Annotated in this window: 16 protein-coding genes; 12 read left to right on the top strand and 4 right to left on the bottom strand. The window is 74.3% G+C overall.

Translation table 11 applies throughout. The annotated features are described in order from the left end of the window. The first annotated feature begins 6 nt into the window (after nucleotides 1–6). Nucleotides 7–1,740 carry a DNA repair protein RecN gene (gene recN / locus ACIQVZ_RS13985; RefSeq protein WP_402449856.1) on the top strand — a complete coding sequence of 578 codons (1,734 nt, stop codon included), beginning with the start codon at nucleotides 7–9 and terminating at the stop codon, nucleotides 1,738–1,740. A gap of 234 nt (nucleotides 1,741–1,974) precedes the next feature. After that, on the top strand, nucleotides 1,975–3,153 hold the full coding sequence (locus tag ACIQVZ_RS13980) for a glycosyltransferase family 4 protein (protein WP_350883696.1): 1,179 nt from the start codon (nucleotides 1,975–1,977) through the stop codon (nucleotides 3,151–3,153). Nucleotides 3,154–3,188: 35 nt separating this feature from the next. Here ACIQVZ_RS13980 and ACIQVZ_RS13975 read toward each other — a convergent pair whose 3' ends face one another. Continuing rightward, nucleotides 3,189–5,207, bottom strand: a complete 2,019-nt coding sequence (locus tag ACIQVZ_RS13975; protein WP_402449817.1) for a glycoside hydrolase family 15 protein — start codon at nucleotides 5,205–5,207, stop codon at nucleotides 3,189–3,191. Nucleotides 5,208–5,927: 720 nt separating this feature from the next. On the opposite strand from ACIQVZ_RS13975, the gene ACIQVZ_RS13970 reads away from it, so the two are divergent. From ACIQVZ_RS13970 to ACIQVZ_RS13925, 10 genes are all read left to right on the top strand, one after another. Further along, a complete protein-coding gene (locus ACIQVZ_RS13970; protein ID WP_350883697.1) occupies nucleotides 5,928–7,607 on the top strand; it encodes a CTP synthase in 1,680 nt (559 codons plus the stop codon). Nucleotides 7,608–7,700: 93 nt separating this feature from the next. Next, on the top strand, nucleotides 7,701–8,348 hold the full coding sequence (locus ACIQVZ_RS13965) for an NUDIX hydrolase (RefSeq protein ID WP_350883699.1): 648 nt from the start codon (nucleotides 7,701–7,703) through the stop codon (nucleotides 8,346–8,348). Nucleotides 8,349–8,523: 175 nt separating this feature from the next. Continuing rightward, complete coding sequence (locus tag ACIQVZ_RS13960) at nucleotides 8,524–10,722, top strand: tetratricopeptide repeat protein (RefSeq protein WP_402449814.1); 2,199 nt, start codon at nucleotides 8,524–8,526, stop codon at nucleotides 10,720–10,722. Nucleotides 10,723–10,983: 261 nt separating this feature from the next. Continuing rightward, nucleotides 10,984–12,099, top strand: a complete 1,116-nt coding sequence (gene ald / locus ACIQVZ_RS13955; protein WP_350883703.1) for an alanine dehydrogenase — start codon at nucleotides 10,984–10,986, stop codon at nucleotides 12,097–12,099. A gap of 505 nt (nucleotides 12,100–12,604) precedes the next feature. Beyond that, the gene (locus ACIQVZ_RS13950) at nucleotides 12,605–13,672 is read left to right on the top strand and encodes a ParA family protein (protein WP_030245868.1); all 1,068 of its coding nucleotides are present in this window, start codon (nucleotides 12,605–12,607) and stop codon (nucleotides 13,670–13,672) included. Beyond that, nucleotides 13,669–14,256 carry a hypothetical protein gene (locus ACIQVZ_RS13945; protein WP_402449811.1) on the top strand — a complete coding sequence of 196 codons (588 nt, stop codon included), beginning with the start codon at nucleotides 13,669–13,671 and terminating at the stop codon, nucleotides 14,254–14,256. Before ACIQVZ_RS13950 ends, ACIQVZ_RS13945 begins: the two co-directional genes overlap by 4 nt. 270 nt (nucleotides 14,257–14,526) lie before the next feature. Next, on the top strand, nucleotides 14,527–15,432 hold the full coding sequence (locus tag ACIQVZ_RS13940; protein ID WP_402449808.1) for a segregation and condensation protein A: 906 nt from the start codon (nucleotides 14,527–14,529) through the stop codon (nucleotides 15,430–15,432). A gap of 338 nt (nucleotides 15,433–15,770) precedes the next feature. After that, nucleotides 15,771–16,364: an SMC-Scp complex subunit ScpB gene (locus ACIQVZ_RS13935; protein WP_402449853.1), complete on the top strand. Its 594-nt coding sequence runs from the start codon at nucleotides 15,771–15,773 to the stop codon at nucleotides 16,362–16,364. A 63-nt stretch (nucleotides 16,365–16,427) separates the two neighbouring features. Further along, nucleotides 16,428–17,684 (top strand): pseudouridine synthase, encoded by a 1,257-nt coding sequence (locus tag ACIQVZ_RS13930; protein WP_402449806.1) that lies wholly within the window; start codon nucleotides 16,428–16,430, stop codon nucleotides 17,682–17,684. Between the two features lie 261 nt (nucleotides 17,685–17,945). Continuing rightward, nucleotides 17,946–18,929 carry a helix-turn-helix domain-containing protein gene (locus ACIQVZ_RS13925; RefSeq protein WP_159398525.1) on the top strand — a complete coding sequence of 328 codons (984 nt, stop codon included), beginning with the start codon at nucleotides 17,946–17,948 and terminating at the stop codon, nucleotides 18,927–18,929. Nucleotides 18,930–18,984: 55 nt separating this feature from the next. Here ACIQVZ_RS13925 and ACIQVZ_RS13920 read toward each other — a convergent pair whose 3' ends face one another. The 3 genes from ACIQVZ_RS13920 to ACIQVZ_RS13910 all read right to left on the bottom strand — a co-directional run bounded on the left by ACIQVZ_RS13920 (nucleotide 18,985) and on the right by ACIQVZ_RS13910 (nucleotide 23,377). Then, entirely contained in the window at nucleotides 18,985–19,347 is a 363-nt protein-coding gene (locus tag ACIQVZ_RS13920; RefSeq protein WP_350883713.1) for a DUF952 domain-containing protein, read from the bottom strand. Between the two features lie 79 nt (nucleotides 19,348–19,426). Continuing rightward, on the bottom strand, nucleotides 19,427–20,986 hold the full coding sequence (locus ACIQVZ_RS13915) for a mucoidy inhibitor MuiA family protein (protein ID WP_402449802.1): 1,560 nt from the start codon (nucleotides 20,984–20,986) through the stop codon (nucleotides 19,427–19,429). A 3-nt stretch (nucleotides 20,987–20,989) separates the two neighbouring features. Continuing rightward, nucleotides 20,990–23,377: a DUF4139 domain-containing protein gene (locus tag ACIQVZ_RS13910; protein WP_402449800.1), complete on the bottom strand. Its 2,388-nt coding sequence runs from the start codon at nucleotides 23,375–23,377 to the stop codon at nucleotides 20,990–20,992. Between the last annotated feature and the right edge of the window lie 407 nt (nucleotides 23,378–23,784).

The raw sequence follows: 23,784 nt of genomic DNA, 5'->3' as shown, positions 1-23,784 counted from the left end.
GACGAGATGCGGATACGGGATCTTGGGGTCATCGACGACGCGGTGGTCGAGCTCGCCCCCGGCTTCACCGCCGTGACCGGTGAGACCGGCGCCGGAAAGACCATGGTCGTGACCAGCCTCGGCCTGTTGCTCGGCGGCCGCGCCGACCCGGGCCTGGTGCGCAACGGGACCGGACGCGCCGTCGTCGAGGGCCGGCTGGAGCTGCCCGCCGGCTCCCCGGCGGCGGTCCGCGCGGCCGAGGCCGGGGCCGAACTGGACGAGGGCGCCCTGCTGATCAGCCGGACCGTCTCCGCCGAGGGCCGCTCCCGGGCGTACGTCGGCGGGCGGGCCGTCCCGGTCGGGCTGCTCACCGAACTCGGCGAGGAACTGATCGCCGTGCACGGCCAGACCGACCAGCAGCGGCTGCTGCGCCCGGCCCGCCAGCGCGGCGCGCTGGACCGGTACGCGGGCGAGGCGGTGGCCGAGCCGCTGGCCCGCTACCGGGAGACCTACCGGAGCCTGCGCGAGGTCTCGGCCACCCTGGAGGAGCTGACCACCCGGGCCCGTGAGCGCGCGCAGGAGGCCGATCTGCTGCGCTTCGGCCTGGACGAGATCGCCGCCGCCGAGCCGGTCGCCGACGAGGACACCGAGCTGGCCGCCGAGGCCGAGCGGCTGGGCCACGCCGACGCGCTGTCCTCCGCCGCGACCCTCGCCCACGCCGCCCTGGCCGGCGACCCGGCCGACCCGGAGGCACTGGACGCGGGCACCCTGCTCGCGCAGTCCCGCCGCGCCCTGGACGCCGTGCGCCACCACGACGAGCGCCTCGCCGGCCTCGCCGACCGCCTCAACGAGGTCGGCTACCTGCTCGCCGACGTGGCCGGCGACCTGGCCGGCTACGCGGACGACCTGGACGCCGACCCCGTCCGGCTCGCCGCCGTCGAGGACCGCCGGGCTGTCCTGGCCCAGCTGCTGCGCAAGTACGGCGGCCCGGAGAACTCCCTCGCGGAGGTGCTCGCCTGGGCCGAGGCCGGCTCCGCCCGGCTCGCCGAACTCGACGGCGACGACGACCGGATCGACCAGCTCGGCGCCCAGGAGAGCGCGCTGCGGGCCGAGTTGGCCGAGCTGGCGGCCGAGGTGTCGGGCGCCCGGCAGGCCGCGGCCGGGCGCTTCGCCGAGGCCGTCTCCGCCGAACTCGCCGAACTGGCGATGCCGCACGCCCGGGTGACCTTCTCGATCGCCCAGGTCGACGACCTGTCGGGGATCGAGGTCGACGGCCGTACCGTCGCCTACGGCCCGCACGGCGTGGACGAGGTCGAGGTGCTGCTCGCCCCGCACCCCGGCGCCCAGCCCCGCCCGATCGCCAAGGGCGCCTCGGGCGGTGAGCTGTCCCGCGTGATGCTCGCCGTCGAGGTGGTCTTCGCGGGCGCCGACCCCGTTCCCACCTACCTGTTCGACGAGGTGGACGCGGGCGTCGGCGGCAAGGCGGCGGTCGAGATCGGCCGCCGGCTGGCCAAACTGGCAGAATCCGCCCAGGTCGTGGTGGTCACCCACCTGCCGCAGGTCGCCGCCTTCGCGGACCGGCACCTGGTGGTCGAGAAGACCAACGACGGCACCGTGACCCGCAGCGGCGTCAAGGTGCTGAACGACGAGGAGCGGGTGCGCGAACTCTCCAGGATGCTGGCCGGCCTGGAGGACTCCGAGCTCGGCCGGGCCCACGCCGAGGAACTGCTCGCCGCCGCCCGGGCCCCGCGCCACCGCTAGCACTTCGCGTCGAGCGCCCGGCCGGACCTGCTGCGACACGCCCTGGCCGGGCCACCCGACCCGCCGACAGGGTCGGGTGGCCCTTGCGGACGGAAGGCGACGCGCCCCTGGTGGCGCCGACTGTCCAAGAGGGCCGCCGACCTGGCATGGTGGCGGCTGGACATTGGCTTTCCAGTCCCGAGCGCCGCCGACGGGCAACCCTCGCGAAGCGGCGCGCGAACCTGATCGAGTCGGATGCGAGAGAACGTGGACCATTCCGCCGCCCGGGCCGCCGCTGCCACCCCAGAACCGGGGCAGCTGCACGTGGTACTCGTCCTGGCCGCCAGCACCGGCGGCATCGGTGCCCACGTGCGCTCCCTGGCGCAGGGCCTCGTCGCGCACGGCGTGATCGTCACGGTGTGCGCCCCGGCCGGCACGGACGCGCTGTTCGGCTTCTCCCGCACCGGCGCCAGGTTCCACACCGTCGACATCACCCCCACCGCCGGCGCCCGCAGTGACGCCACCGCGATCGGCGAGCTGCGCCGGGCCTTCACCGGCGCCGACGTGGTGCACGCGCACGGGCTGCGCGCCGGACTGCTCGCCGACCTCGCCCTGCGCACCGCCGGCCGCTTCCCGGGCCTGCGCCCGGAGACCCCGCTGGTGGTCACCTCCCACCACGCGCTGCTGGCCACCGGCCTGGAGCGCCGCCTGCAGCGGCTGATGGAGCGCCGGGTCGCGCGCGCCGCCGACCTCGTCCTCGGCGCCTCCTCCGACCTGGTCGCCCGGGCCCGCGAGCTGGGCGCCACCGACGCCCGGCTCGGCCCGGTGGCCGCCCCGCCGATGCCCGAGGGCCGGCTCGACCGGGCCGCGGCGCGCGCCGCGCTGCTCGGCGACGGCCCGGACCGGCCGCTGGTGCTGGCGGTCGGCCGGCTCGTCCCGCAGAAGGCCTTCGGGCTGCTGCTGGACGCCACCCGCGAGCTGTCCGTGCTGGACCCGGAGCCGCTGCTGCTGCTCGCCGGGGACGGCCCGGAAGCGGCCGGGCTGCGCGAGCGGGTCGCCGCCGAGAAGCTGCCGGTGCGGCTGCTCGGATTCCGCACCGACGTGCCCGACCTGCTGGCGGCCGCCGACGTGGTGGTGGTCACCAGTCGCTGGGAGGCCCGCTCGCTGGTGGTGCAGGAGGCGATGCGGGCCGGCGTGCCGGTGGTCGCCACCGCCGTCGGCGGGATCCCCGAGCTGGTCGGCGACGCGGCCGTGCTGGTGCCGACCGGCGACCCGGTCGCGATCGGCGGGGCGGTGCGCGGGCTGCTGGCCGACCCGGCGGGCCGCGAGCGGCTGGTGGCGGCCGGCCGGCAGCAGGCCGAGACCTGGCCGGACGAGGCCGCCACCGTCGCCCAGGTGCTCAGCACCTACGACGAGCTGGTCCAGCGGGACTAGGCCGCCGGACCGCCCGCCGCCGGGCCCCCGGGCCGCTAGACCGTCGCCTGCTCGACCCGCTCGGCCGTCAGGCCGTCCGGCTGGGCGGACAGGAAGGCGCCGCCGCAGGCGGTCAGCCGCAGTGCGGTGTCGATCAGCGGGACGTGGCTGAAGGCCTGCGGGAAGTTGCCGACCTGGCGCTTGAGCCGCGGGTCCCACTCCTCGGCGAGCAGGCCGAGGTCGTTGCGCAGCGCGAGCAGCCGGTCGAACAGCTCGCGCGCCTCCTGCACCCGGCCGATCATGGCGAGGTCGTCGGCCAGCCAGAACGAGCAGGCCAGGAAGGCGCCCTCGTGGCCGGAGAGGCCGTCGACGTTCTCGACGTGGTCGCCGCTCGAATCGTCGTGGGTCGGGTAGCGCAGCACGAAGCCGTCCTCGGTGGACAGCTCGCGCTGGATCGCCTCGATGGTGCCGATGACGCGCTTGTCGTCCGGCGGCAGGAAGCCGACCTGGGGGATGAGCAGCAGCGAGGCGTCCAGCTCCTTGCCGCCGTAGTACTGGGTGAAGGTGTTGCGCTCCGGGTCGTAGCCCTTCTCGCAGACGTCCCGGTGGATGGTCTCGCGCAGCTCGCGCCAGCGCTCCAGGTGGCCGTCGGAGGGGGCGTCCTCGGGGGTCTGCTCCAGCAGTTTGATCGTCCGGTCGACGGCGACCCAGGCCATCACCTTGGAGTGGACGAAGTGTCGGCGCGGGCCGCGGACCTCCCAGATGCCCTCGTCCGGCTCCTGCCAGTGGTCCTCCAGGTACTCGATCAGGCGCAGCTGGAGGTGGTGGGCGTGGTCGTTGCGGACCAGGCCGGTCATGTGGGCCAGGTGCAGGGCCTCGACGACCTCGCCGTAGACGTCGAGCTGGAGCTGGCCGGCCGCGCCGTTGCCGACCCGGACGGGCTGGGAGCCCTCGTAGCCGGGCAGCCAGTCCAGGGAGGACTCGGTGAGCTCGCGCTCGCCGGCGATGCCGTACATGATCTGGAGGTTCTCCGGGTCGCCGGCGACGGCGCGCAGCAGCCACTCGCGCCAGGCCTTGGCCTCGTCGCGGTAGCCGGTGCGCAGCAGCGAGGAGAGGGTGATCGCGGCGTCGCGCAGCCAGGTGTAGCGGTAGTCCCAGTTGCGCTCACCGCCGATGTCCTCGGGCAGCGAGGTGGTGGGGGCGGCGACGATGCCGCCGGTGGGGGCGTAGGTGAGGCCCTTGAGGGTGATCAGGGAGCGGATCACGGCCTCGCGGTAGGGGCCCTGGTAGGTGCACTGGGCGGCCCACTCGTGCCAGAAGTCGGTGGTGGCGTCGAGCATCTCCTCGGCGTCCGGGGCCTTCGGCGCGTCCAGGTGGGAGGCCTGCCAGGTCAGGGCGAAGGCGATCCGTTCGCCGGCGGTGACGGTGAAGTCGGCGTAGGTGGTGAGGTCGCGTCCGTAGGTCTCGGACTCGCCGTCCAGCCACACCGAGTCGGGCCCGGCCACGGCGACGGTGCGGTGGCCGCCGCCGGCCTGCTCGACCCGGTGCACCCAGGGCACGATGCGCCCGTACGAGAAGCGCATCCGCACCGCCGAGCGCATCCGGACGGTGCCGGCCACGCCCTCGACGATCCGGATCACCTGGGGGACGGCGTCGCGGCCGGCCAGCGGGCGCGGCGGCATGAAGTCGATCACCCGGACGGTGCCGCCCTGTGTGTCCCACTCCTGTTCCAGGACCAGCGAGTCGCCCCGGTAGCGGCGGCGGTCGGCGGGCACCGCGGGGGCGGCCGCGGTGGGCGGCGGGACCCTCAGATCGGCGGTGTCGGTGAAGCGGGGGAGGCCGAGGGCGGGGGCGGCCGGGGTGGCGGGTGCCGCGGGGGTGGGGACTTCGGTCGCGACGGCTTCGGCCGGACCGATCCGCCAGAAGCCGTGTTCATCGGTGCCGAGCAGGCCGGCGAACACGGCCGGAGAGTCGAAGCGGGGCAGGCAGAGCCAGTCCACCGCCCCGTCCCTGCTGACCAGGGCAGCGGTCTGCATGTCCCCGATGAGTGCGTAGTCCTCGATACGGCCGGCCACGTGGATCTCCAGTTCGCAATGTGGTCACGACGCATCGGCGATCTGGGGGAGCGAGCGGTCTGCGGGGCCGGAGCCCACCCCGGGACGTCCGGCCCGCCGAGGGGTGGTGGCGGGCCTTGCTGGAGTGTCCGCGCGGGGCTCGGTCGAGCCCCTGGGGTGGGAGGGGAGGAGCTGGAATACGGGGAGGTCCGGTCGCGCATCGGGGACCGGGAGTGTCCTGACCTCCCACGCCCTCCGCGTGCTCGTGCTGTCGGCGATGCGTCCGTGCAGCTTACGACGGACGAAAGGGGCGAAGCACGCGGGCGCAGCCTCGTGTGGCGCCACAATTCGGCGGAAATGCCGTGCATCGCGAGGACGCCGGGCAGGATGGTCCGGACGGATCAGTTCCGGCTGGTCCCAGTGGAGGGGCTGTCATGGCCCGAACGGAGTGCTCCGAAGTGGCCCGGTCCGGCCGTGGTGCGACCGGTGTGACTGTTGCGCCGGATGATGCGCCGGTGGTGCGCCCCGCGCACGCCCCCGGGGTGCCGCGAGCGGGCCGGAAGGCGTCCCGGTCGCGTCACTGATACCCTGGTATCCCGTGGACCGGTGGGATCAAACGCCCCGGACCAGCCGAATCGACGACCCCCCGAGTGCCGTGCACCGCACCGCCTCCCGTCGTTCGGCGAGTCGAGAGCATCCCGCCCACGTCACCTTCGACACGCGACCCACGGGAGCCCCCTCTTGGCACAGCCCCATTCCGGCAAGGCAGCGAACGGCCGCGCCGTGACGACCAAGCACCTCTTCGTCACCGGGGGTGTCGCCTCTTCGCTCGGCAAGGGCCTCACCGCCTCCAGCCTCGGCGCGCTCCTCAAGGCCCGAGGCCTGCGCGTCACCATGCAGAAGCTCGACCCGTACCTCAACGTGGACCCGGGCACCATGAACCCGTTCCAGCACGGTGAGGTCTTCGTCACGGACGACGGCGCCGAGACCGACCTGGACATCGGCCACTACGAGCGGTTCCTGGACACCAACCTGCACGGTTCGGCGAACGTCACCACCGGCCAGGTGTACTCGACCGTCATCGCCAAGGAGCGACGCGGCGAGTACCTGGGCGACACCGTCCAGGTCATCCCCCACATCACCAACGAGATCAAGTCCCGGATCCGCCGGATGGCGACCGAGGACGTCGACGTGGTGATCACCGAGGTCGGCGGGACCGTCGGCGACATCGAGTCGCTGCCGTTCCTGGAGGCCGTCCGCCAGGTCCGCCACGAGGTCGGCCGGGACAACGTGTTCTTCGTGCACGTCTCCCTGCTGCCGTACATCGGCCCCTCGGGCGAGCTGAAGACCAAGCCCACCCAGCACTCCGTCGCCGCGCTGCGCAACATCGGCATCCAGCCCGACGCGATCGTGCTGCGCGCGGACCGCGAGGTCCCGCAGGCCATCAAGCGCAAGATCTCGCTGATGTGCGACGTGGACGAGGAGGCCGTGGTCGCGGCCATCGACGCCAAGTCGATCTACGACATCCCCAAGGTCCTGCACGGCGAGGGCCTGGACGCCTACGTGGTGCGCCGGCTCGACCTGCCGTTCCGCGACGTCGACTGGACGACCTGGGACGACCTGCTGCGCCGCGTCCACGAGCCGCAGCACATCGTCAAGGTCGCCCTGGTCGGCAAGTACATCGACCTGCCGGACGCGTACCTGTCGGTGACCGAGGCGCTGCGCGCCGGCGGTTTCGCCAACAACGCCCGGGTCGAGATCAAGTGGGTGACCTCGGACGACTGCGAGACCCCCGAGGGCGCCCGGGCGCAGCTCGGCGACGTGGACGCGATCTGCATCCCCGGCGGCTTCGGCGACCGCGGCGTCAACGGCAAGGTCGGCGCCATCACCTTCGCCCGTGAGAACAAGGTGCCGCTGCTCGGCCTGTGCCTGGGTCTGCAGTGCGTGGTCATCGAGGCGGCCCGCAACCTGGCCGGCCTGCCCGAGGCCAACTCCACCGAGTTCGACGCCGCCGCCAAGCACCCGGTCGTCTCCACGATGGCCGAGCAGCTGGCCATCGTCGACGGCAAGGGCGACCTGGGCGGCACCATGCGCCTGGGCCTGTACCCGGCCAAGCTCGCCGAGGGTTCGATCGTCCGTGAGGTCTACGGCGGCGAGCAGTACGTCGAGGAGCGCCACCGCCACCGCTACGAGGTCAACAACGCCTACCGCGCGGACCTGGAGAAGACCGGCCTGCAGTTCTCCGGCCTCTCCCCCAAGGGCGACCTGGTCGAGTACGTCGAGTACCCGCGCGAGGTGCACCCGTACCTGGTGGCCACCCAGGCCCACCCGGAGCTGAAGTCCCGCCCGACCCGCCCGCACCCGCTGTTCGCGGGCCTGGTCAAGGCCGCCATCGAGATCAAGACCACCGCGGCCGAGTAAGTCGTCGGTCGTTCACCGGACGGCGGCCCCGCGATTCCCGCGGGGCCGCCGTTCGGCGTTAGATTGTGTCGTACTGACGAAAAGGGGAGAGCGATGGACGAGCAGCGCGACCAGGGGATCGCCGACGTGGCCGAGGAGTGGGAGGTCCGGGAGAGCCGGACGCCGTTCCAGGGCAAGGTCACCGGCGTGCGCAGCGAGGAGGTCCGGATGCCCGACGGCAGCTGGGCCCGGCGCGACTACCAGACCCACCCCGGCTCGGTCTCCGTGCTCGCCCTGGACGACAAGCAGCGGGTGCTGATCCTGCGGCAGTACCGCCACCCCGTCCGCCAGCGCCTGTGGGAGCTGCCTGCCGGCCTGCTCGACGTGCCCGGCGAGAACCCGTGGCACGCCGCGCAGCGCGAGCTGTACGAGGAGGCGCACAGCAAGGCCGACACCTGGCGCATCCTCGCCGACTACTACACCTCGCCGGGCGGCACCGACGAGGCGCTGCGGATGTTCCTCGCCACCGACCTCGCGGAGGCCGAGGGCGAGCGCTACGCGGCGGAGGGCGAGGAGCAGGAGATCGAGGTCGCCTGGGTGCCGGTGTCCGACCTGATCCGGCTGATCCACGCCGGGCGGCTGCACAACCCGACCCTCGTCACCGGCACGCTCGCCGTGCACGCCGCGCTCACCGGACCGGACGGGCTGGACGGGCTGCGCCCGGCGGACTCGCCCTGGCCGGCCCGGCCCTTCGAGGGGTGAGCGAACGGCCCGTACGCCTCCTGAGCACCCTGCTGTTGATCCGCGAGGGTGATTTACCGGTTCGTACGACCGGATGTCACCTCGGCTGAGCCGGACGGTCGAACTACGCTTCGCAGACAGGGCGCCCGTCCCGGGCCGCCTCCGCTGGGGCCGGATGACGTCGGGAGTGGCACGGGTGGCGAGGAAGACGGCGACGATGGACCCCGGCCCCGACGTGCCCGTCGGGGCCGTTCCGGGCCTCGACCGGCTGCCGGCCGGGCCCGCACTGTTCGTCGGGCGGCGCACCGAACTGGCCGCGCTGCGGGCGGCCGCCGCGCGCCCGGCCACCGGCCGCAGCCCGGTGCTGGTCCTGGCCGGTCGCCCCGGCTCCGGCCGCACCACGCTGGCGGTCCGCTTCGCCCGCACCGCCGCCGCGGACCACCCCGACGGTGTGCTCTTCGCGCGCCTGTCCGCCCCCGACGGCGGCCGGGTGGCGCCCGCCCGGGCCGCCCGCCTGCTGCTGGAGCAGCTCGACCCCGAGGCCCCCGTGCCGCTGCCCGGTGTCAGCGGGGACGGACGGGACGAGCCCGCCTGCGTCGCGCTGCGCGAGGCGCTCGTGGGCCGCCGGGTGCTGCTGGTGCTGGACGACGTCCGGGACGCCGGGCAGCTGTGGCCGCTGCTCGCCGACGAACCCGGCTGCCTGGTGCTCGCCACCACCGCCGGGCCGCTCACCGGCATCGAGGACATCGACCCGGTGATCCTCGGCGGGCTCGACCGGCAGGCCTCCGGCGAACTGCTCGCCGACCTGGTCGGCGGCACCCGGATCTCCTGCGACCCGGTCGGCGGCGCCGACCTGGCGGAGGCCTGCGCGGCCCGGCCGGCCGCCCTGCGGCTGATGGCCGGATGGCTGCGCGGAGACCCGAAGGCGGCCGTCACCGAGGCGGCGCGCGAGCTCACCCGGGTGGTGGGCGAGGAGTCGGCGCGGTCGGCGGCGCCGAAGGGGGAGGGGGAGAAGGCGGAGAAGCCCGTTCAGGGGCCGAAGACCACCGCGGCGCCAGCGCCCGGGAAGGCTGCGAAGCCGGTACAGGGGGCGGCCCCGGGGAAGGCCGCGAAGCCCGTACAGGGCGCGGCGTCGGGGACGGCCGCGAAGTCCGCACCAGGGCCGAAGGCCGCCCAGGTGTCCACGCCCGGGAAGGCCGCGACGCCCCCGCCACCGGGGGAGAAGCCGACCGAGGACCCGGCGCCGGAGCCCGCCGCCGGCGAGACGGCCGGGGAGCAGGCGGCCTGGGTGAAGCCCGGCCCGGGGCCGGCCGAGCCGGTGCCCGTCCCCGACAGCGACCCGCTGATCGGCGCGTTCACCCTGCTGTACGGCACCCTCCCGGCCGCCCAGGCGCGGATGCTGCGCACCCTCACCCTGGCCCCGGCGCAGACCGCCGACCCGCGCACCGCCTCCGCCCTGGTCGGCTGCCCGGCACCGGAGGCGGCTGTGACGCTCGCCGCACTGGCCGAACGGGAACTGCTCGGCCAGGAGGCGCCGGCCGCCGACGGCAGCCCGCGCTACCGGGTGCCCGGCCGTCTCTACCCGAGGCTCGTCCGGCTGCGCGAGCAGGAGGACCGGCCCGCCGAGACCGAGCTCGCCCGGGCCCGGCTGCTGGAGCGGCTGGTCCGGCTCACCGAGTCGGCCCGCGCCCTGCTGGACCCGGCGGGCGGCGGCCCCGGGCCGGACCCGCTGCCCGCCGCCCTGCGGCTGGGCTCGGCGGAGCACGCCCGGGAGTGGCTGCTCGGCGAGCGGGACCTGCTGCTCGGGGCGGTGGCCGACGCGATCGGTCAGGGCGACCTGGACGGCTCGGCCGGCCGGCTGGTCACCGCGCTGCTGCGGGCGCTGCCGCTGACCGGCGCCGCCGCCCCCGCCGACCTCTACCGGCTGCACGAACTGGTGCTGACCGTCGCCGAGCGGCACGGCAGACCCCGCCGGGCCTCGGCCGCGCTGCTCAACCTGGGCGACCTACAGGCCGCCGCGGGCCGCTGGGAGCAGGCCGTCGCGCACTACCGGGCCGCCCTGGAGCACGCCCGCACGGCCGGGGACGAACCGCTCTGCGCCCGGGCCCTGGAGGGTGCGGCCGGCTGCCACCGGGCGCTGGGCGACGCGGTGCGCGCCGCCGACTGGTACGGGCGGGCGCTCGGCCTGCGGCAGTCGATGGGGGAGCCCGCCGCCGAGGCCCGGCTGCTCGCCCGGGTGGCCGAGGCGCACACCGCGCAGCGCCGTTTCGACGAGGCGGACCGCGAGTACCGGGCCGCGCTGGCGGTGCTGCGCAGGCTCGGCGACGAGCGCGGCCGGGAGGCCGTCGGGGCCGCCCTCGCGGACCTGCGGGAACGCGTCGACGCCGGGTGGTGAGGGGTATTTCGGAGGTATTGTCGAAGATGCCCGGTTAACACACCTTTGGTGGGAAGATCGCAAGGGAAGCCTACGAACCTGCCAATGTGTTCGGCAGATTTATTCACTTTGGAAGGCTGACACGCCGACTGGGCTTCATTACACTCGAACTCAGTCGCGCAGCGATCCCCGCCCCGGGCTGCCCCGGAGGCTTCCCCACGTGCGCGTCGCCCGCCGGTCTTCTCCGGTAGGGACCCCCATGGCAAGAGGACGTGTTTAGCCGTGAAGGTCGGCATCCCCCGCGAGGTCAAGAACCACGAGTACCGCGTGGCCATCACGCCCGCCGGCGTGCATGAGCTGGTCCGCAACGGACACGAGGTCTACATCGAGGACAACGCCGGTGTCGGCTCCTCGATCCCCAACGAGGAGTACGTGGCCGCCGGCGCCACCATCCTCCCCACCGCCGACGAGGTGTGGGCCACCGCTGACCTGCTGCTGAAGGTCAAGGAGCCCATCGCCTCCGAGTACCACCGGCTGCGCAAGGGCCAGACCGTCTTCACGTACCTGCACCTGGCGGCCGACCGCGCCGGCACCGACGCGCTGATCGCCTCGGGCACCACCGCCATCGCGTACGAGACCGTGCAGCTCGGCAACGGCGCGCTGCCGCTGCTCGCCCCGATGTCCGAGGTCGCGGGCCGTCTCGCCCCGCAGGTCGGCTCGTACCACCTGATGCGCCCGGCCGGCGGCCGCGGCGTGCTGCCCGGCGGCGTGCCCGGCACCCACCCGGCCAAGGCCGTCGTCATCGGCGGTGGCGTCTCCGGCTGGCACGCGGCCACCATCGCCATCGGCATGGGCTACGACGTGACCCTGCTCGACCGCGACATCAACAAGCTGCGCGAGGCCGACCGCATCTTCGGCACGAAGATCAAGGCGATCGTCTCCAACACCTTCGAGCTGGAGAAGGCCGTCATCGAGGCCGACCTGGTCATCGGTGCGGTGCTGATCCCGGGCGCCAAGGCCCCGAAGCTCGTCACCAACGAGCTGGTCTCCCGCATGAAGCCGGGCTCCGTGCTCGTCGACATCGCCATCGACCAGGGCGGCTGCTTCGAGGACTCGCACGCCACCACGCACGCCGAGCCGACCTTCCAGGTCCACAACTCGGTCTTCTACTGCGTGGCCAACATGCCGGGCGCCGTCCCGAACACCTCCACCTACGCGCTGACCAACGCGACGATGCCGTACGTCGTCGAGCTGGCCAACCGCGGTTGGAAGGAGGCGCTGCGCCGTGACCCGGCGCTTGCCAAGGGCCTGAACGTGCACGAGGGCCAGATCACCTTCCCGGCCGTGGCCGAGGCCTTCGGCCTGGAGTCGGTCTCGCTGGAGAGCGTGCTCGCCTGATCCGGTGATCCTGCGATTCGGTGATCCAGAGATCTGGTGATCCTGCGATCCGGTGATGCAGTGATCCTTCGATCCGGCGATCCGGTGGACCGCCCGGCGGTCGTTCGCCCCCGACCCGATCCCCTCGGGCCGGGGGCTTCGCCGTGCCCGTGAACGGGTGATGGGGCGGGCGGGTCGCTCTGTCGTCAATTTCTGTCGGTCGTGTCACCCCACCGCAGAAACGTTAGGGTCAACGGCCTACTCATCCCTTGACATCGGCCCGCCCGATAGTCGACACATCCGGCCCACTACCGTGGATTGTGTTGCTGCGAACGCCTTGAACGGCCTAGAGTCGCAAACCGTCGGCATGCTGCCACGCTGACGAATCGACATAGAGTCCTGGATGCCCAAGGAGGTAAGACGACTTGTGAATGAGTCGACATTTGCTCCCGGGGGTGGTCAGCCAGGACTGGCGGAGCGCACCGCCGGCCAGCCGAGTGAGGAGCCCGGGGCCCGGCAGCCCTCCGTGGGCTCGGCCGAGGTCGGCTCGGTCGCACTCCGTACCTTCGAAGCACGCCAGAACACAGCGCAGGTGACCACGGTGACCGATCACGACGCCGACTTGGCGGCCTACGGCCTGGCCTACGGCGAGTTCGCCTACGGTGCCTACGACGACCCGGACGCCGAGTACGAGCCGGACCCGGAGTACGCCGCCACGCTGGCCCCCGACGCCGCGCGCCAGCGCCGCGAGCGGGTCGGTCCGACCGGCCGCCCGCTGCCGTACTTCCCGATCCCGGCCCCGGTCGCCGAGCACGGCCCCGCGCAGATCATCGCCATGTGCAACCAGAAGGGCGGCGTCGGCAAGACCACGTCGACCATCAACCTGGGCGCCGCGCTGGCCGAGTACGGCCGCCGGGTCCTGCTCGTCGACTTCGACCCGCAGGGCGCGCTCTCGGTCGGCCTCGGCGTCAACCCGATGGAGCTCGACGTCACCGTCTACAACCTGCTCATGGAGCGGGGCCTGACGGCCGATGAAGTGCTGCTCAAGACGGCCGTGCCGGGCATGGACCTGCTGCCGTCCAACATCGACCTCTCCGCCGCCGAGGTGCAGCTGGTCAGCGAGGTGGCCCGGGAGTCCGCGCTGGCCCGCGCGCTGAAGCCGCTGCTGCCCGACTACGACTACGTCATCATCGACTGCCAGCCCTCGCTGGGCCTGCTGACGGTCAATGCGCTGACCGCCGCTCACAGCGTCATCGTCCCGCTGGAGTGCGAGTTCTTCGCGCTGCGCGGCGTCGCGCTGCTGACCGAGACCATCGAGAAGGTGTGCGAGCGGCTCAACCCCGAGCTGCGCCTGGACGGCATCCTCGCGACCATGTACGACTCGCGCACCGTGCACAGCCGCGAGGTGCTGGCGCGGGTCGTCGAGGCGTTCGGCGAGCACGTCTTCCACACCGTCATCGGGCGGACCGTGCGCTTCCCGGAGACCACCGTCGCCGGCGAGCCCATCACCACGTACGCGACCAACTCGGTCGGTGCCGCCGCCTACCGCCAGCTCGCCAGGGAGGTGCTCGACCGGTGCCGCCCCGCCGAGTGAGTCTCCCGGGGGCCGACGAGCTGTTCCGGACCACCGGCGGGATGGCGCTGTCGCCGTCCCTCGCGCCGCGTCCGGCCGCCGAGGCAGCCAGAGCGGAGACCGCGCGGACCGTCCACGGCACGGACGGCGGCGAAGGCGCCGAGGACGCTCAGGACACCCAGCGCAGCGGCGAGGCCGGGCGGCAGCCGTCCCAGGACCAGCAGCCGGCCGCCGGCGCGCCGGCGGGCGCCCAGCCGCCCGCCCAGCGCTCCGCCTCGCCCGCCGGGCCCCAGGGCACCGTACCGGCCGGCCGCCAGCACCCCGGCGCCGCCGAGGAGCAGGCCGGCGGCACCGGGCGCGCCCGGCCGCGCGGCCGCGCGCCGCGCCGCCCCAGCGGGCGCGAGCGGCACGACGAGAAGATCACCGTGTACGTGTCCGCCGAGGAGCTCATGGACCTGGAGCACGCCCGGCTGGTGCTGCGCGGTGAGCACGGCCTGGCCGTGGACCGCGGGCGGATCGTCCGGGAGGCCATCGCGGTGGTCCTGGCGGACCTGGAGCAGCGCGGCGAGGCCTCCATCCTGGTCCGGCGGTTGCGCGGCCGCTAGGCCCCTTCCCGGGCGTCGGTGGTGCCTCTGGTGCCTCCGGTGCGGTGCCTCCGGTGCGACGGTCCCGGTGTGGCATCCCTGGGGCGGCGTCTCCGGTGTGGCGTGCTGACGTCCTGTGGTGACGTCCTGCGGTGGCGTTGACGTCGGTGTCGACGTCGATGCCGAGGGCCGGCGTCGGGAGGCGTCGACCGCGTGATGGCCGCGTGACGACGGCGTGTCGAGGGCCCCGGGGACGGGGCGGGCGGCCGGGCCGGGTGAAGATGGACCGTCATGCCGAGCACCGCCGAACCACCCACCACCGCCGTGAACGCGACCGAGAACGCGACCGAGAACGCGACCGAGGAACAGCCGCGGGGCGGCTTCCGGGTGCGGCTGGACAACTTCGAAGGCCCCTTCGACCTGCTGCTCAGCCTGATCGCCAAGCACAAGCTCGACGTCACCGAAGTGGCGCTGGCCACCGTCACCGACGAGTTCATGGCACACATCCGGGCGATGGGCCCGGACTGGGACCTGGACGCGGCGACCGAGTTCCTGGTCGTCGCCGCGACCCTGCTCGACCTCAAGGCCGCCCGGCTGCTGCCCGTCGCCGACGTCGAGGACGAGGAGGACCTGGCGCTGCTGGAGGCCCGCGACCTGCTGTTCGCCCGGTTGCTGCAGTACCGGGCGTACAAGCGGGCGGCGGCCCTCTTCGGCGAGCGCTGGGCCGCCGAGCTGGCCCGACGCCCGCGCACCGTCGGGCTGGAGCCCCGGCACGCCGGGCTGCTGCCCGAGGTGGTCATCACCATCGGCCCGGAGCGGCTCGCGCAGCTGGCGGCCAGGGCCATGGAACCCAAGCCGAAGCCCGTCGTGTACGTCGACCACATCCACAGCCCGCCGGTCAGCGTGCGCGAGCAGGCCGGGCTGGTGGTCGGGCTGCTCACCGAGCTCGGCGAGGCGTCGTTCCAGCGGCTCGTCGCGGACGCGCCGGACGAGCTGGTGGTCGTCGCCCGTTTCCTGGCGCTGCTGGAGCTGTACCGGGAGCGGGTGCTGGCCTTCGAGCAGTCGGAGGCGCTGGGCGAACTGCTGGTGCGCTGGGTGGCGGAGGCGGACCGGGGCGCGGTCGAGGTGACGGACGAGTTCGACCGGCCGGTGGGTGAGCGGCCGGTGGGTGAGCGGTCGCGGGAGGAGAGTCGATGAGCGGTGGGAGCGGGAGCGGGAGCGGGAGCGGCGGGCGGCCGGTGCGGCGCCCGCTCGGGCTGCCGGGGCGGCCGCGGGCCGGGGAATGGCTGGAGCCGGCCTTCGAGCTGCTGCCGGAGCCGGTGGCGGGGGCCGTGACGGATCCGGTGGCGGCGAGGCCGGCGGTGGAGCCCGTGGCGGCGCCCACGGGTGTGTCGGCGGAGGGCGAGGCCCGGGTCGTGCACCAGAAGTCGGCCCCGTCGACTTCCGGCGTCACTGATGTGGTCGGCGTCGCTGATCCGGCCGGGGGCGAGGAGGCGGCCGGGGCCGGGTTGAAGGCCGAGCTGGAGGCGATCCTGATGGTCGTCGACGAGCCCGCCGGGGAGGAGCGGCTGGCCGGCGTGCTGGAGCGGCCCCGGGCGCAAGTGGCCGCGGCGCTGCGCGAACTGGCCGCCGAATACACCGCCCAGGGCCGCGGATTCGACCTGCGGCTGGTCGCCGGCGGGTGGCGGTTCTACAGTCGGGACACCTGCGCTCCGGCCGTCGACCGCTTCCTGCTGGATGGCCAGCAGGCCCGGCTCACGCAGGCCGCACTGGAGACCCTGGCGGTCGTCGCCTACCGGCAGCCGGTGTCCAGATCGAGGGTTTCCGCCGTCCGCGGTGTGAACTGTGACGGCGTGATGCGTACCCTGGTACAGCGAGGACTGGCGGAAGAGGCCGGATCCGAGCCCGAAACAGGTGCGATCCTGTATCGGACGACGAACTACTTCCTGGAACGGATGGGGCTCCGCGGCCTGGACGAGCTGCCGGAGCTCGCTCCCTTCCTGCCCGAGGTCGACGACGTGGAAGCGGAGTCCCTGGAGGGCACGATGATCGCGGAGGCGGTCGCCGCCGCTGCCGTGCAGGCCGCGGACGGCAGTGGCGAGGCCGGTCGGGCTGCGCCTGATCGGTAGGGGGCGGTGAGGTCGGCCGAAACGACCGCACATCCCAGACGGTAACGACGTACGGACACTTTGATGCGTAGCAGTGGCAACGGCAGGAACGGCAGCGGCGGCGGCAGCGGTCGCAGCGGACAGGGCGGGGGCCGGGGCGGCGGCTCCTACGGCGGCAGCGGCAGCGGCAGCGGCCGCAGCGGCTCGGGCTCCGGCTCGCGCGGGGGTTCGTACGGCGGTGGATCCGGCTCGCGGGGCGGCTCGTACGGCGGCGGCAGCGGTGCCGGTTCGCGCGGCGGCTCCGGCTCGTACGGGCGGGACAGCCGCCGGGACGACCGGCGCGACGACAACCGGTACCCGGACCGCCCGCTGCGGCCCGAGGAGCGGCGCTACGACCGCCCCGAGTACGGCGGCGGCCCCAACGCCACCCCCGCCCGCGGCGGCTACTCCGGTCGGCGCCCCAGCCCGGCCCCGCGCCCGCGCCGTGAGGGCCAGGGCGCCCCGGGCGACCCGCGCCGTCAGCCGCAGCGCTCGCGCGAGCTGCAGGCCAAGATCGAGGACGCCGTCCTCGCCCGGCACGACAAGCCGGCCGTCAAGCTGCCCAAGACCTTCGGCGAGCCCGAGGGCGAGCGCCTGCAGAAGGTGCTGGCCCGGGCGGGCATCGGCAGCCGCCGCGCCTGCGAGGAGCTGATCGAGCAGGGCCGGGTCGAGGTCAACGGCAAGCTCGTCACCGAGCAGGGCAAGCGGGTCGACCCGCAGAACGACGAGATCAAGGTGGACGGCCTGACCGTCGCCACCCAGTCGTACCTGTTCTTCGCGCTCAACAAGCCGGCCGGCGTGGTCTCCACCATGGAGGACCCGGACGGGCGCCAGTGCCTCGGCGACTACGTGACCAACCGGGAGACCCGGCTGTTCCACGTCGGCCGTCTGGACACCGAGACCGAGGGCATCATCCTGCTCACCAACCACGGCGAGCTGGCCCACCGTCTCACCCACCCCCGGTACGGCGTGACCAAGACCTACCTGGCCGCCATCCAGGGCCCGATCCCGCGTGACCTGGGCAAGCAGCTGGCGCAGGGCATCGAGCTGGAGGACGGCTTCGCGCGCGCCGACAGCTTCAAGGTGATCTCCAACGTCGGCAAGAACTACCTGGTCGAGGTGACCCTGCACGAGGGTCGCAAGCACATCGTCCGCCGGATGCTGGCCGAGGCCGGCTTCCCGGTCGAGAAGCTGGTGCGCACGCACTTCGGCCCGATCGCGCTGGGCGACCAGAAGTCGGGCTGGCTGCGCCGTCTGACCAACCCCGAGGTCGGTCAGCTGATGCGCGAGGTCGGTCTGTAGACCGGTCGGTATATTCCGGTTGGGTTATGTAGACCGGTCGGTATATTCGGGCTTCTGTTGAGGGCCTCCCCGTCGAAAGGCGGGGAGGCCCTCGGTCGTCCGGTGGGGGTGGGCGGGGTGCGAGGCGGGCCGCAACCCCTGGTCACGGCCTTGTCAGCGCCATGATCCGTGGCAGAGGATTGCCACCGGACCACCACCCGCCCAGTGGCGGGACTGCGCCAGGGTCGGCGCCGGTGGGGGGCGAACGGGGGAGACGGCGTCGTGTCGGATGCACCACTCAGCGCACTGGGACTGGCCGAGCCGGACGGACAGGTCTACGCGGCGCTGGTGGCCAATCCGCAGTCCACCGCGGAGGAACTGGCCGAGGGCTGCGGCCTGACGCTCCAGCAGAGCGTGCGCGCCCTGGACCGCCTGGCGCAGCAGGGCATGGCGACCCGGGCGCCGGTGGACCGGCAGCGCTACCTGCCGGTCGCCCCCGACGTCGCGATCGGCACCCTGATCGGCCACCGCGAGTCCGAACTGCGGCACGCCCGGGCCGAGATGCACCGCCTGATGGACGCCTTCCGGGAGGCCTCGCGGTACACGGATCCGGCGCACTCGGTGGAGGTGCTGACCGGCGGCGAGGCGATCGCGCAGCGGCTGGAGCACATCACCGAGACCAGCCAGTACCAGGTCCGCGGCTTCGACCGCCCGCCGTACATCCAGGATCCGGTGACCCCGATCCCGTTGCAGCGGCGGCGGTTGCGGGAGGGTCTGCGGCTGCGGACCGTCTACGACCGGGACGCGGTGGCCTGGCCGGGCCGGCTGGAGCGGAACATCCTGGCCGGGGTCGCGGATGGCGAGGAGGCCCGGGTCCGGCCGTCGCTGCCGATGAAGATGATCATTTCGGACGACCGGATGGCGATCATCCCGATCAGCGTGGGCGACAGCGTCCTCGACGCCGCGTACGTCATCCACCCCTCCGCGCTGCTCCAGGCGCTGGACACGCTGTTCGAGGCGGAGTGGGAGCGCGCCGTCCAGTTGCAGGCCGCGATCGGCACCGGGGACGCGACGCTGGAGCCGGAGGCCGACCACCGCAAGCTGCTGGGCCTGCTGGCGGCCGGCCTCACCGACGAGTCGATCGCCCGGTCGCTCGGCTGGAGCGCCCGCACCACCCAGCGCCGGCTGCAGAGCCTGATGCGCTCGCTGGGCGCCACCACCCGCTTCCAGGCCGGCATGGCGGCCCGGGAGCGGGGTTGGCTGTGAGCTGGTCGACCGGCCGGTCCCGCATCGGGCCGGGCGGGCCGTCGGGGGTTGGGCGTCAGCTCCAGGGGGTGAGGGCGGCCCAGCGGCCGTCCGGGCCGCGCTCGACCTTCAGCAGGCCCTTGACGGCGGAGCGGTTGAGCCGTCCGTAGACGTGCGGGAACAGCAGGCCGGGGGTGGCCCCGGGCGGCGGTGCGCCGTGCGGGGCCTCCCACTTGACCATCGGTTCCACCTGTGACTCCTCGATCAGCAGTGCCATCAGCGGGTCGGGAGTGTCGGCGAAGAAGGCGTTGGCCACCGCGAGTGCCGTCTGTTCGTCCGCCGAGCAGTGGATGAACCCGTCGGTGAGCAGCGACGCGGTGGTGTACGGCCGACCGGGGTCGGACAGCCAGTCGTCCAGGGGTGCGAGGTGGAGGATCATGTTCCTGTTCTACCCGGTTTGGTCCTGAGCGGTCGTCACGAGCGGACCGGTGTCCGGACGGCGGCGGAGGCCGGGTTCCTCAGAGCCCGGCGACCTTGGCGGTGGCGGAGACCTCGTAGACCAGCGTGACCGTCCGACGGGCGCCGGGTCCGAGCGGGACGTCCCAGCGGAGGATGCCCTCGGTGTCGAAGGCGTCCGGCGGCGGGGAGCACTCCTCCTTGCGCAGCCGCACCTCCACCGCCGACACCTCGGAGACCGGCACCCGCTCGCGGACCGCGACGACCTGCTCGTCCCGCTCCTCCGGGCCGGAGAAGCGGGAGAGGTGCAGCCGCACCGTCCGGGTGGTCGTCTGGCGGCCGGTGAGCCCGGCGGTGGCCTGGCGCTCCTCGGCCTCGCGGACCACCCGGTAGCCGTCCGAACTGCCGAACGCCAGCTCGGCGTCGGCCCCGGCGGCGGTGAAGCCCAGCTCGCCCCGGCCGGTGAAGCCGCTGCCGCGGACCAGTTCGACCGGACCCGCCAGCAGCGGGTGCCCGGCCGCGTTGCGGAACCGGACCACCTGGGTCACCAGCGGGGACAGCTCCGGCGCGCACGCGTACTCGCTGCTCGCCTGCCCGGTGAAGGCACCGAGCGGCACCCGGTGTGCCCGGCCGTCGGAGGGCACGGTGGCCGGGGCGGGCGCGGGCAGCACCCGGACCTCCCCGCCGTCGTCCACCCCCGGCACCCCGGCGGCCGGGCCGAGTGCGCTGATCGCCTCCTCGCGCAGCTCCACCTCGACCGTGCGGCGCTCCTCCGCGGTGCGCTCGCGCAGCATCAGGACGTCCTCGGCGACGGCGGGCGGGTCGGTGGCGAGGGCCGAGCGGGCGGTGGAGAAGGTGAGCCGGACGCCGCTCCAGTCCTCGCCGGTGCGCTGCCAGACCACCGCCTCCGACTCCAGCCGCAGGCTTCCGCCGTCCAGGGTGGCCCGGTACGAGGGGCGCCAGAGGGCGCACGGCACCAGGTGGGTGACGGCCAGCCCGCTCGGGCCGGGCTGCGCCGCCTCGACGGTGAGCTCCAGGTGGGCGGCCAGTTCGGCCGGTTCCTCCTCGGCCTGGTCGAGGGCGATCAGGGCCTGCGAGCGCTCCTGGTCCAGGCGGCGCAGCCGGGAGTGGGTGGTCCGCAGCTCTTCGCCGTGGCGCTCGCGTTCGGCGTCCACCCGGTCCAGTTCGCGGGCCCAGCGGGTGCGTTCGAGCTCGCCGACCCCGGCGCCCTCGCCGATCTCGCGCAGCAGGTCGGCGGAGAGCTGGGCGAGCAGCGCCAGCCGGGCCTCCAGACGGGCACGGGTCTGGTCGGCGAGGCGGCTCGCGGTCTCCAGCTCGTGCAGCCGGTGGCGCAGCCGGGAGTCCTCCGGGCCGGGCGGCAGCGGGGCGCGCGGGATCCAGTCGCGGACGATCCGGGCGTCCAGGACGCGGGTGCCGGGGGCGGTGGTCTCGGCGCGCAGGGTGCGGTCGACGGCGAGCGCGGTGAGCGGGCCCAGGCGCAGCCGCTGGACGCCTGCGGCGAGGTCGACGGTGGTGGTGCGTTCGACCTGGCTTCGGTCCTCCAGGCAGGTGACGGCGGTGACGGGGAGGGAGATGGTCGTTCCGGTCATCGTTTCGGTCATCGTTCAGTTCCTCCGGTTTCCACCGACGATTGCCTTTCCGGCCGGGATCTTGATCTGGTAGCCGCCGTCCAGCTCGGTGCGGCCGCCGGGCGGCAGCTCGACCCGCCAGAGCCGGGTGCTGGGCGGGCAGTCCGGTGTGGAGACCGCCGGGGCCTGCCAGTCGGCCCGCTCCTCGATCCGGATCTCGGCGTCGGAGGTGACCGGCACGCGTTCGCGGACCTCCACGGTGACGGTGCGGCCGAGCCGGTTCGCCAGCTGGACGTGCACCCGGTGGTCGAGCACGGTACTGCTGCTCAGCATGCCCGCGGTGGACTCGTGCAGCTCGGTGCGGCGCGCCACCTCGATGCTCTCGGTGACACCGATGCCCAGGCTCCGCAGCCCGCCCGGGGCGAGGGTGGGCAGGGCGGCGGTGAGCAGGAACTCGTCGTCGACGGTGACCTCGACCGGGCCGGCCAGCACGGCGCGGTCGGTCCGGTTGGCGAGCACCAGGGTGGCGTACACCTTCTCCTCGACGGCGGGGACGGTGACGTACTCCGGGCGGACGGACACCGGGATCTCGTCGATCGTGACGGTGTGCCAGGTGCCGTCGGACGGGATGTCGGCGGGGGCGGCGGAGTCGAAGCGGTGGTCGAAGGAGCCCGCCGACTCGCGGGGCGGGACGGCGTGCCGGGGGAGTGCCAGGTGGCGGACCCGCTCGCGGCCGGTGTCGTATGGGGGCATCGTCGCCGGACCGTCGTAGCCGACCTGGTCGGCCCGGTCGGCCTGGGGGCGCAGGGTGCCGCGGTGGGCGGCGGGTGCGTCGGGGCCGGCCAGGACGAGGCCGGGGTAGTCGAGCAGGGAGGCGTCCGGGGCGAAACCGGTGCCAGGGGCCTCGGTGCCGCCGCCGCTTCGGCGGGAGCGGCGGGCGAGCGGGTGCAGGTCCGGCGGGGGCGCGCCGCCCGGCGCCACGGGGGCGGGGGGCGGCGCGGAGGCCTGGGGCATCGAGGCCTGGTACATCGAGGCTTGCGGCAGGGGGGCTTGGGGCATCGGGGTGGCGGCGGGTGCACCGCCGTATCCGGCGAAGCCGCTCGGGGTGGGCGGGGGCGCCGGGACGGGTTCGTCGATGTCCAGGGTGCCGCCGCGCCCGGCGGGGCCCGCCAGCCGAGCGGCGTCGGCCACGAGGCCGGCGTCGGCGGGCCGGGTACCGGCAGGACCGGCGCCGCCGAGGCGGTTGAGCCGGGCGGCGGATCCGTACGGGCCGGGGGCCGAGACGGCGAGCGGGGCCGTGCGGCGCGAGGCCGGGCGGGCTCCGGCTCCGGCTCCGGCTCCGGCTCCGGCGTCGTCGTAGCCGGTGAAGAGGTCGGCCAGGCCGGCCGGGGGCTCGCGCCAGCCGGACGGCGGCGGGGCGGGCTGGCTGCGGCCGATCCGCAGCGAGCGGAGCCGGGGCAGGTCGGTGCGGCGGTCGAGGTCGGCGGTGGAGAGGGCGAGCCGGACGCCGGTCCAGTCCTCGCCGGTCTGCTGGGCGACGGAGGCGCGCAGGACGAGTCGGCCGGTGTCGGCGCCGTGGCGGTAGGAGAGGCGGTAGGCGGGCACCCAGCGGGCGGCGGGGACGCCGTACTCCAGCTCGATGTCGAGCCGGGCGGGGGGCTCCTCGGGGGTTGGGGTTGGGGCGACGGGCCCCCGGGCGGATTCCGTGGCGGATTCCGGGGAGGGCTGTGCGGTGGGTGCCGAGGCCGGCGCGGTGGTGAGGGTGAGCAGGACGGTGGCGGCGGTCCCGATCGGGTGGGCGGGGCCGGCGGTGGACGCGCGGTCCAGTCGGTCGGTGGCCAACTCGCGCTCGTAGTCGGCGAGTTCGACCTCCTTGGTGAGCTCCTCGGCGCGCTGCTGGAGCCGGGTCAGGCGCTCGTCGACGAAGTCGGCCAGCTCCAGCCAGGCGTCCGCGGGCGTCCGCCGCAGCGGTTCGTCATGCCGCCGCTGCGGCGGTACGGCGCGCAGTGCGGAGGTCTCGGCGATCGCGGTCAGGACCAGCCGGCGGCGCTCGGTGAGTGCGCCCTGACGCTCCATGGCCTCGTCCAACTCGCGGCGAAGCCGGGGGAGTTCGGTCGGCTCGTGGAACTCGGCGAGCAACTCCAGCCGGGCCTCGGTGACCGCCGTCCCGCTCGGGCCGTCGAGCACCCGGGCGCGCAGCGAGCGGCCGTCCACAGAGGAAGGCAGACCGGTCAGCCGGAGCCGGCCGTCGGCCGGGAGCGGGACGCTGGCCCGGCGGCGGCATACCGCACCCTCGGCGTAGACCACGACGGAGTCCAGGACCGACAGGTGGGCGGGGACGGCGGAGCGTTTCGGGGGCCCGGCCTCGCCGACGTGTCGGGCCTCGCCGTTCTGCTGGTCGTCGCCGCTGTGCTGATCGTCCATGCGCAACCCCTTCGTTCGCGTGCCGTGTTCCGCGTGTCGCCCGCGCCGTGCCCGGGCGGCCAGTCTGCCCCGCTTCGGTGCGGGCGTCGCCGGATTTCGCGGGGTGCGGCGTGTGTGCCCGTCGGCGGGCCTGGTGGCCTGGCGGGCGTGGCGCGTTCGCGGTTCTGCGGTGCCCGCCGGTGCCCGGCGTGCGTCCGCATGGTGTGGGACGGGGGCGGGGCCGCCGCGGTTGCCCAGCGGGTGGGCGGTGGGGGCGTGGGTGGGGCGGATGCGAGAGGATGGGTCGCGGGTGCTCCCGGCCCGTGCCGGGGCGCAGACCGGACCGAGAACCGGCGAGGCCGGGCCGCCCGGGAAGCCCAGAACGCGAAGCCCAGAACGCGAAGCCCGAGAATTCGAGAAGGAGCGCG

It is taken from the genome of Kitasatospora sp. NPDC098663 (genome assembly GCF_044760075.1).
In the GTDB taxonomy this organism is placed as follows: domain Bacteria; phylum Actinomycetota; class Actinomycetes; order Streptomycetales; family Streptomycetaceae; genus Kitasatospora.
This window is presented reverse-complemented; position numbering and strand designations above follow the sequence as displayed.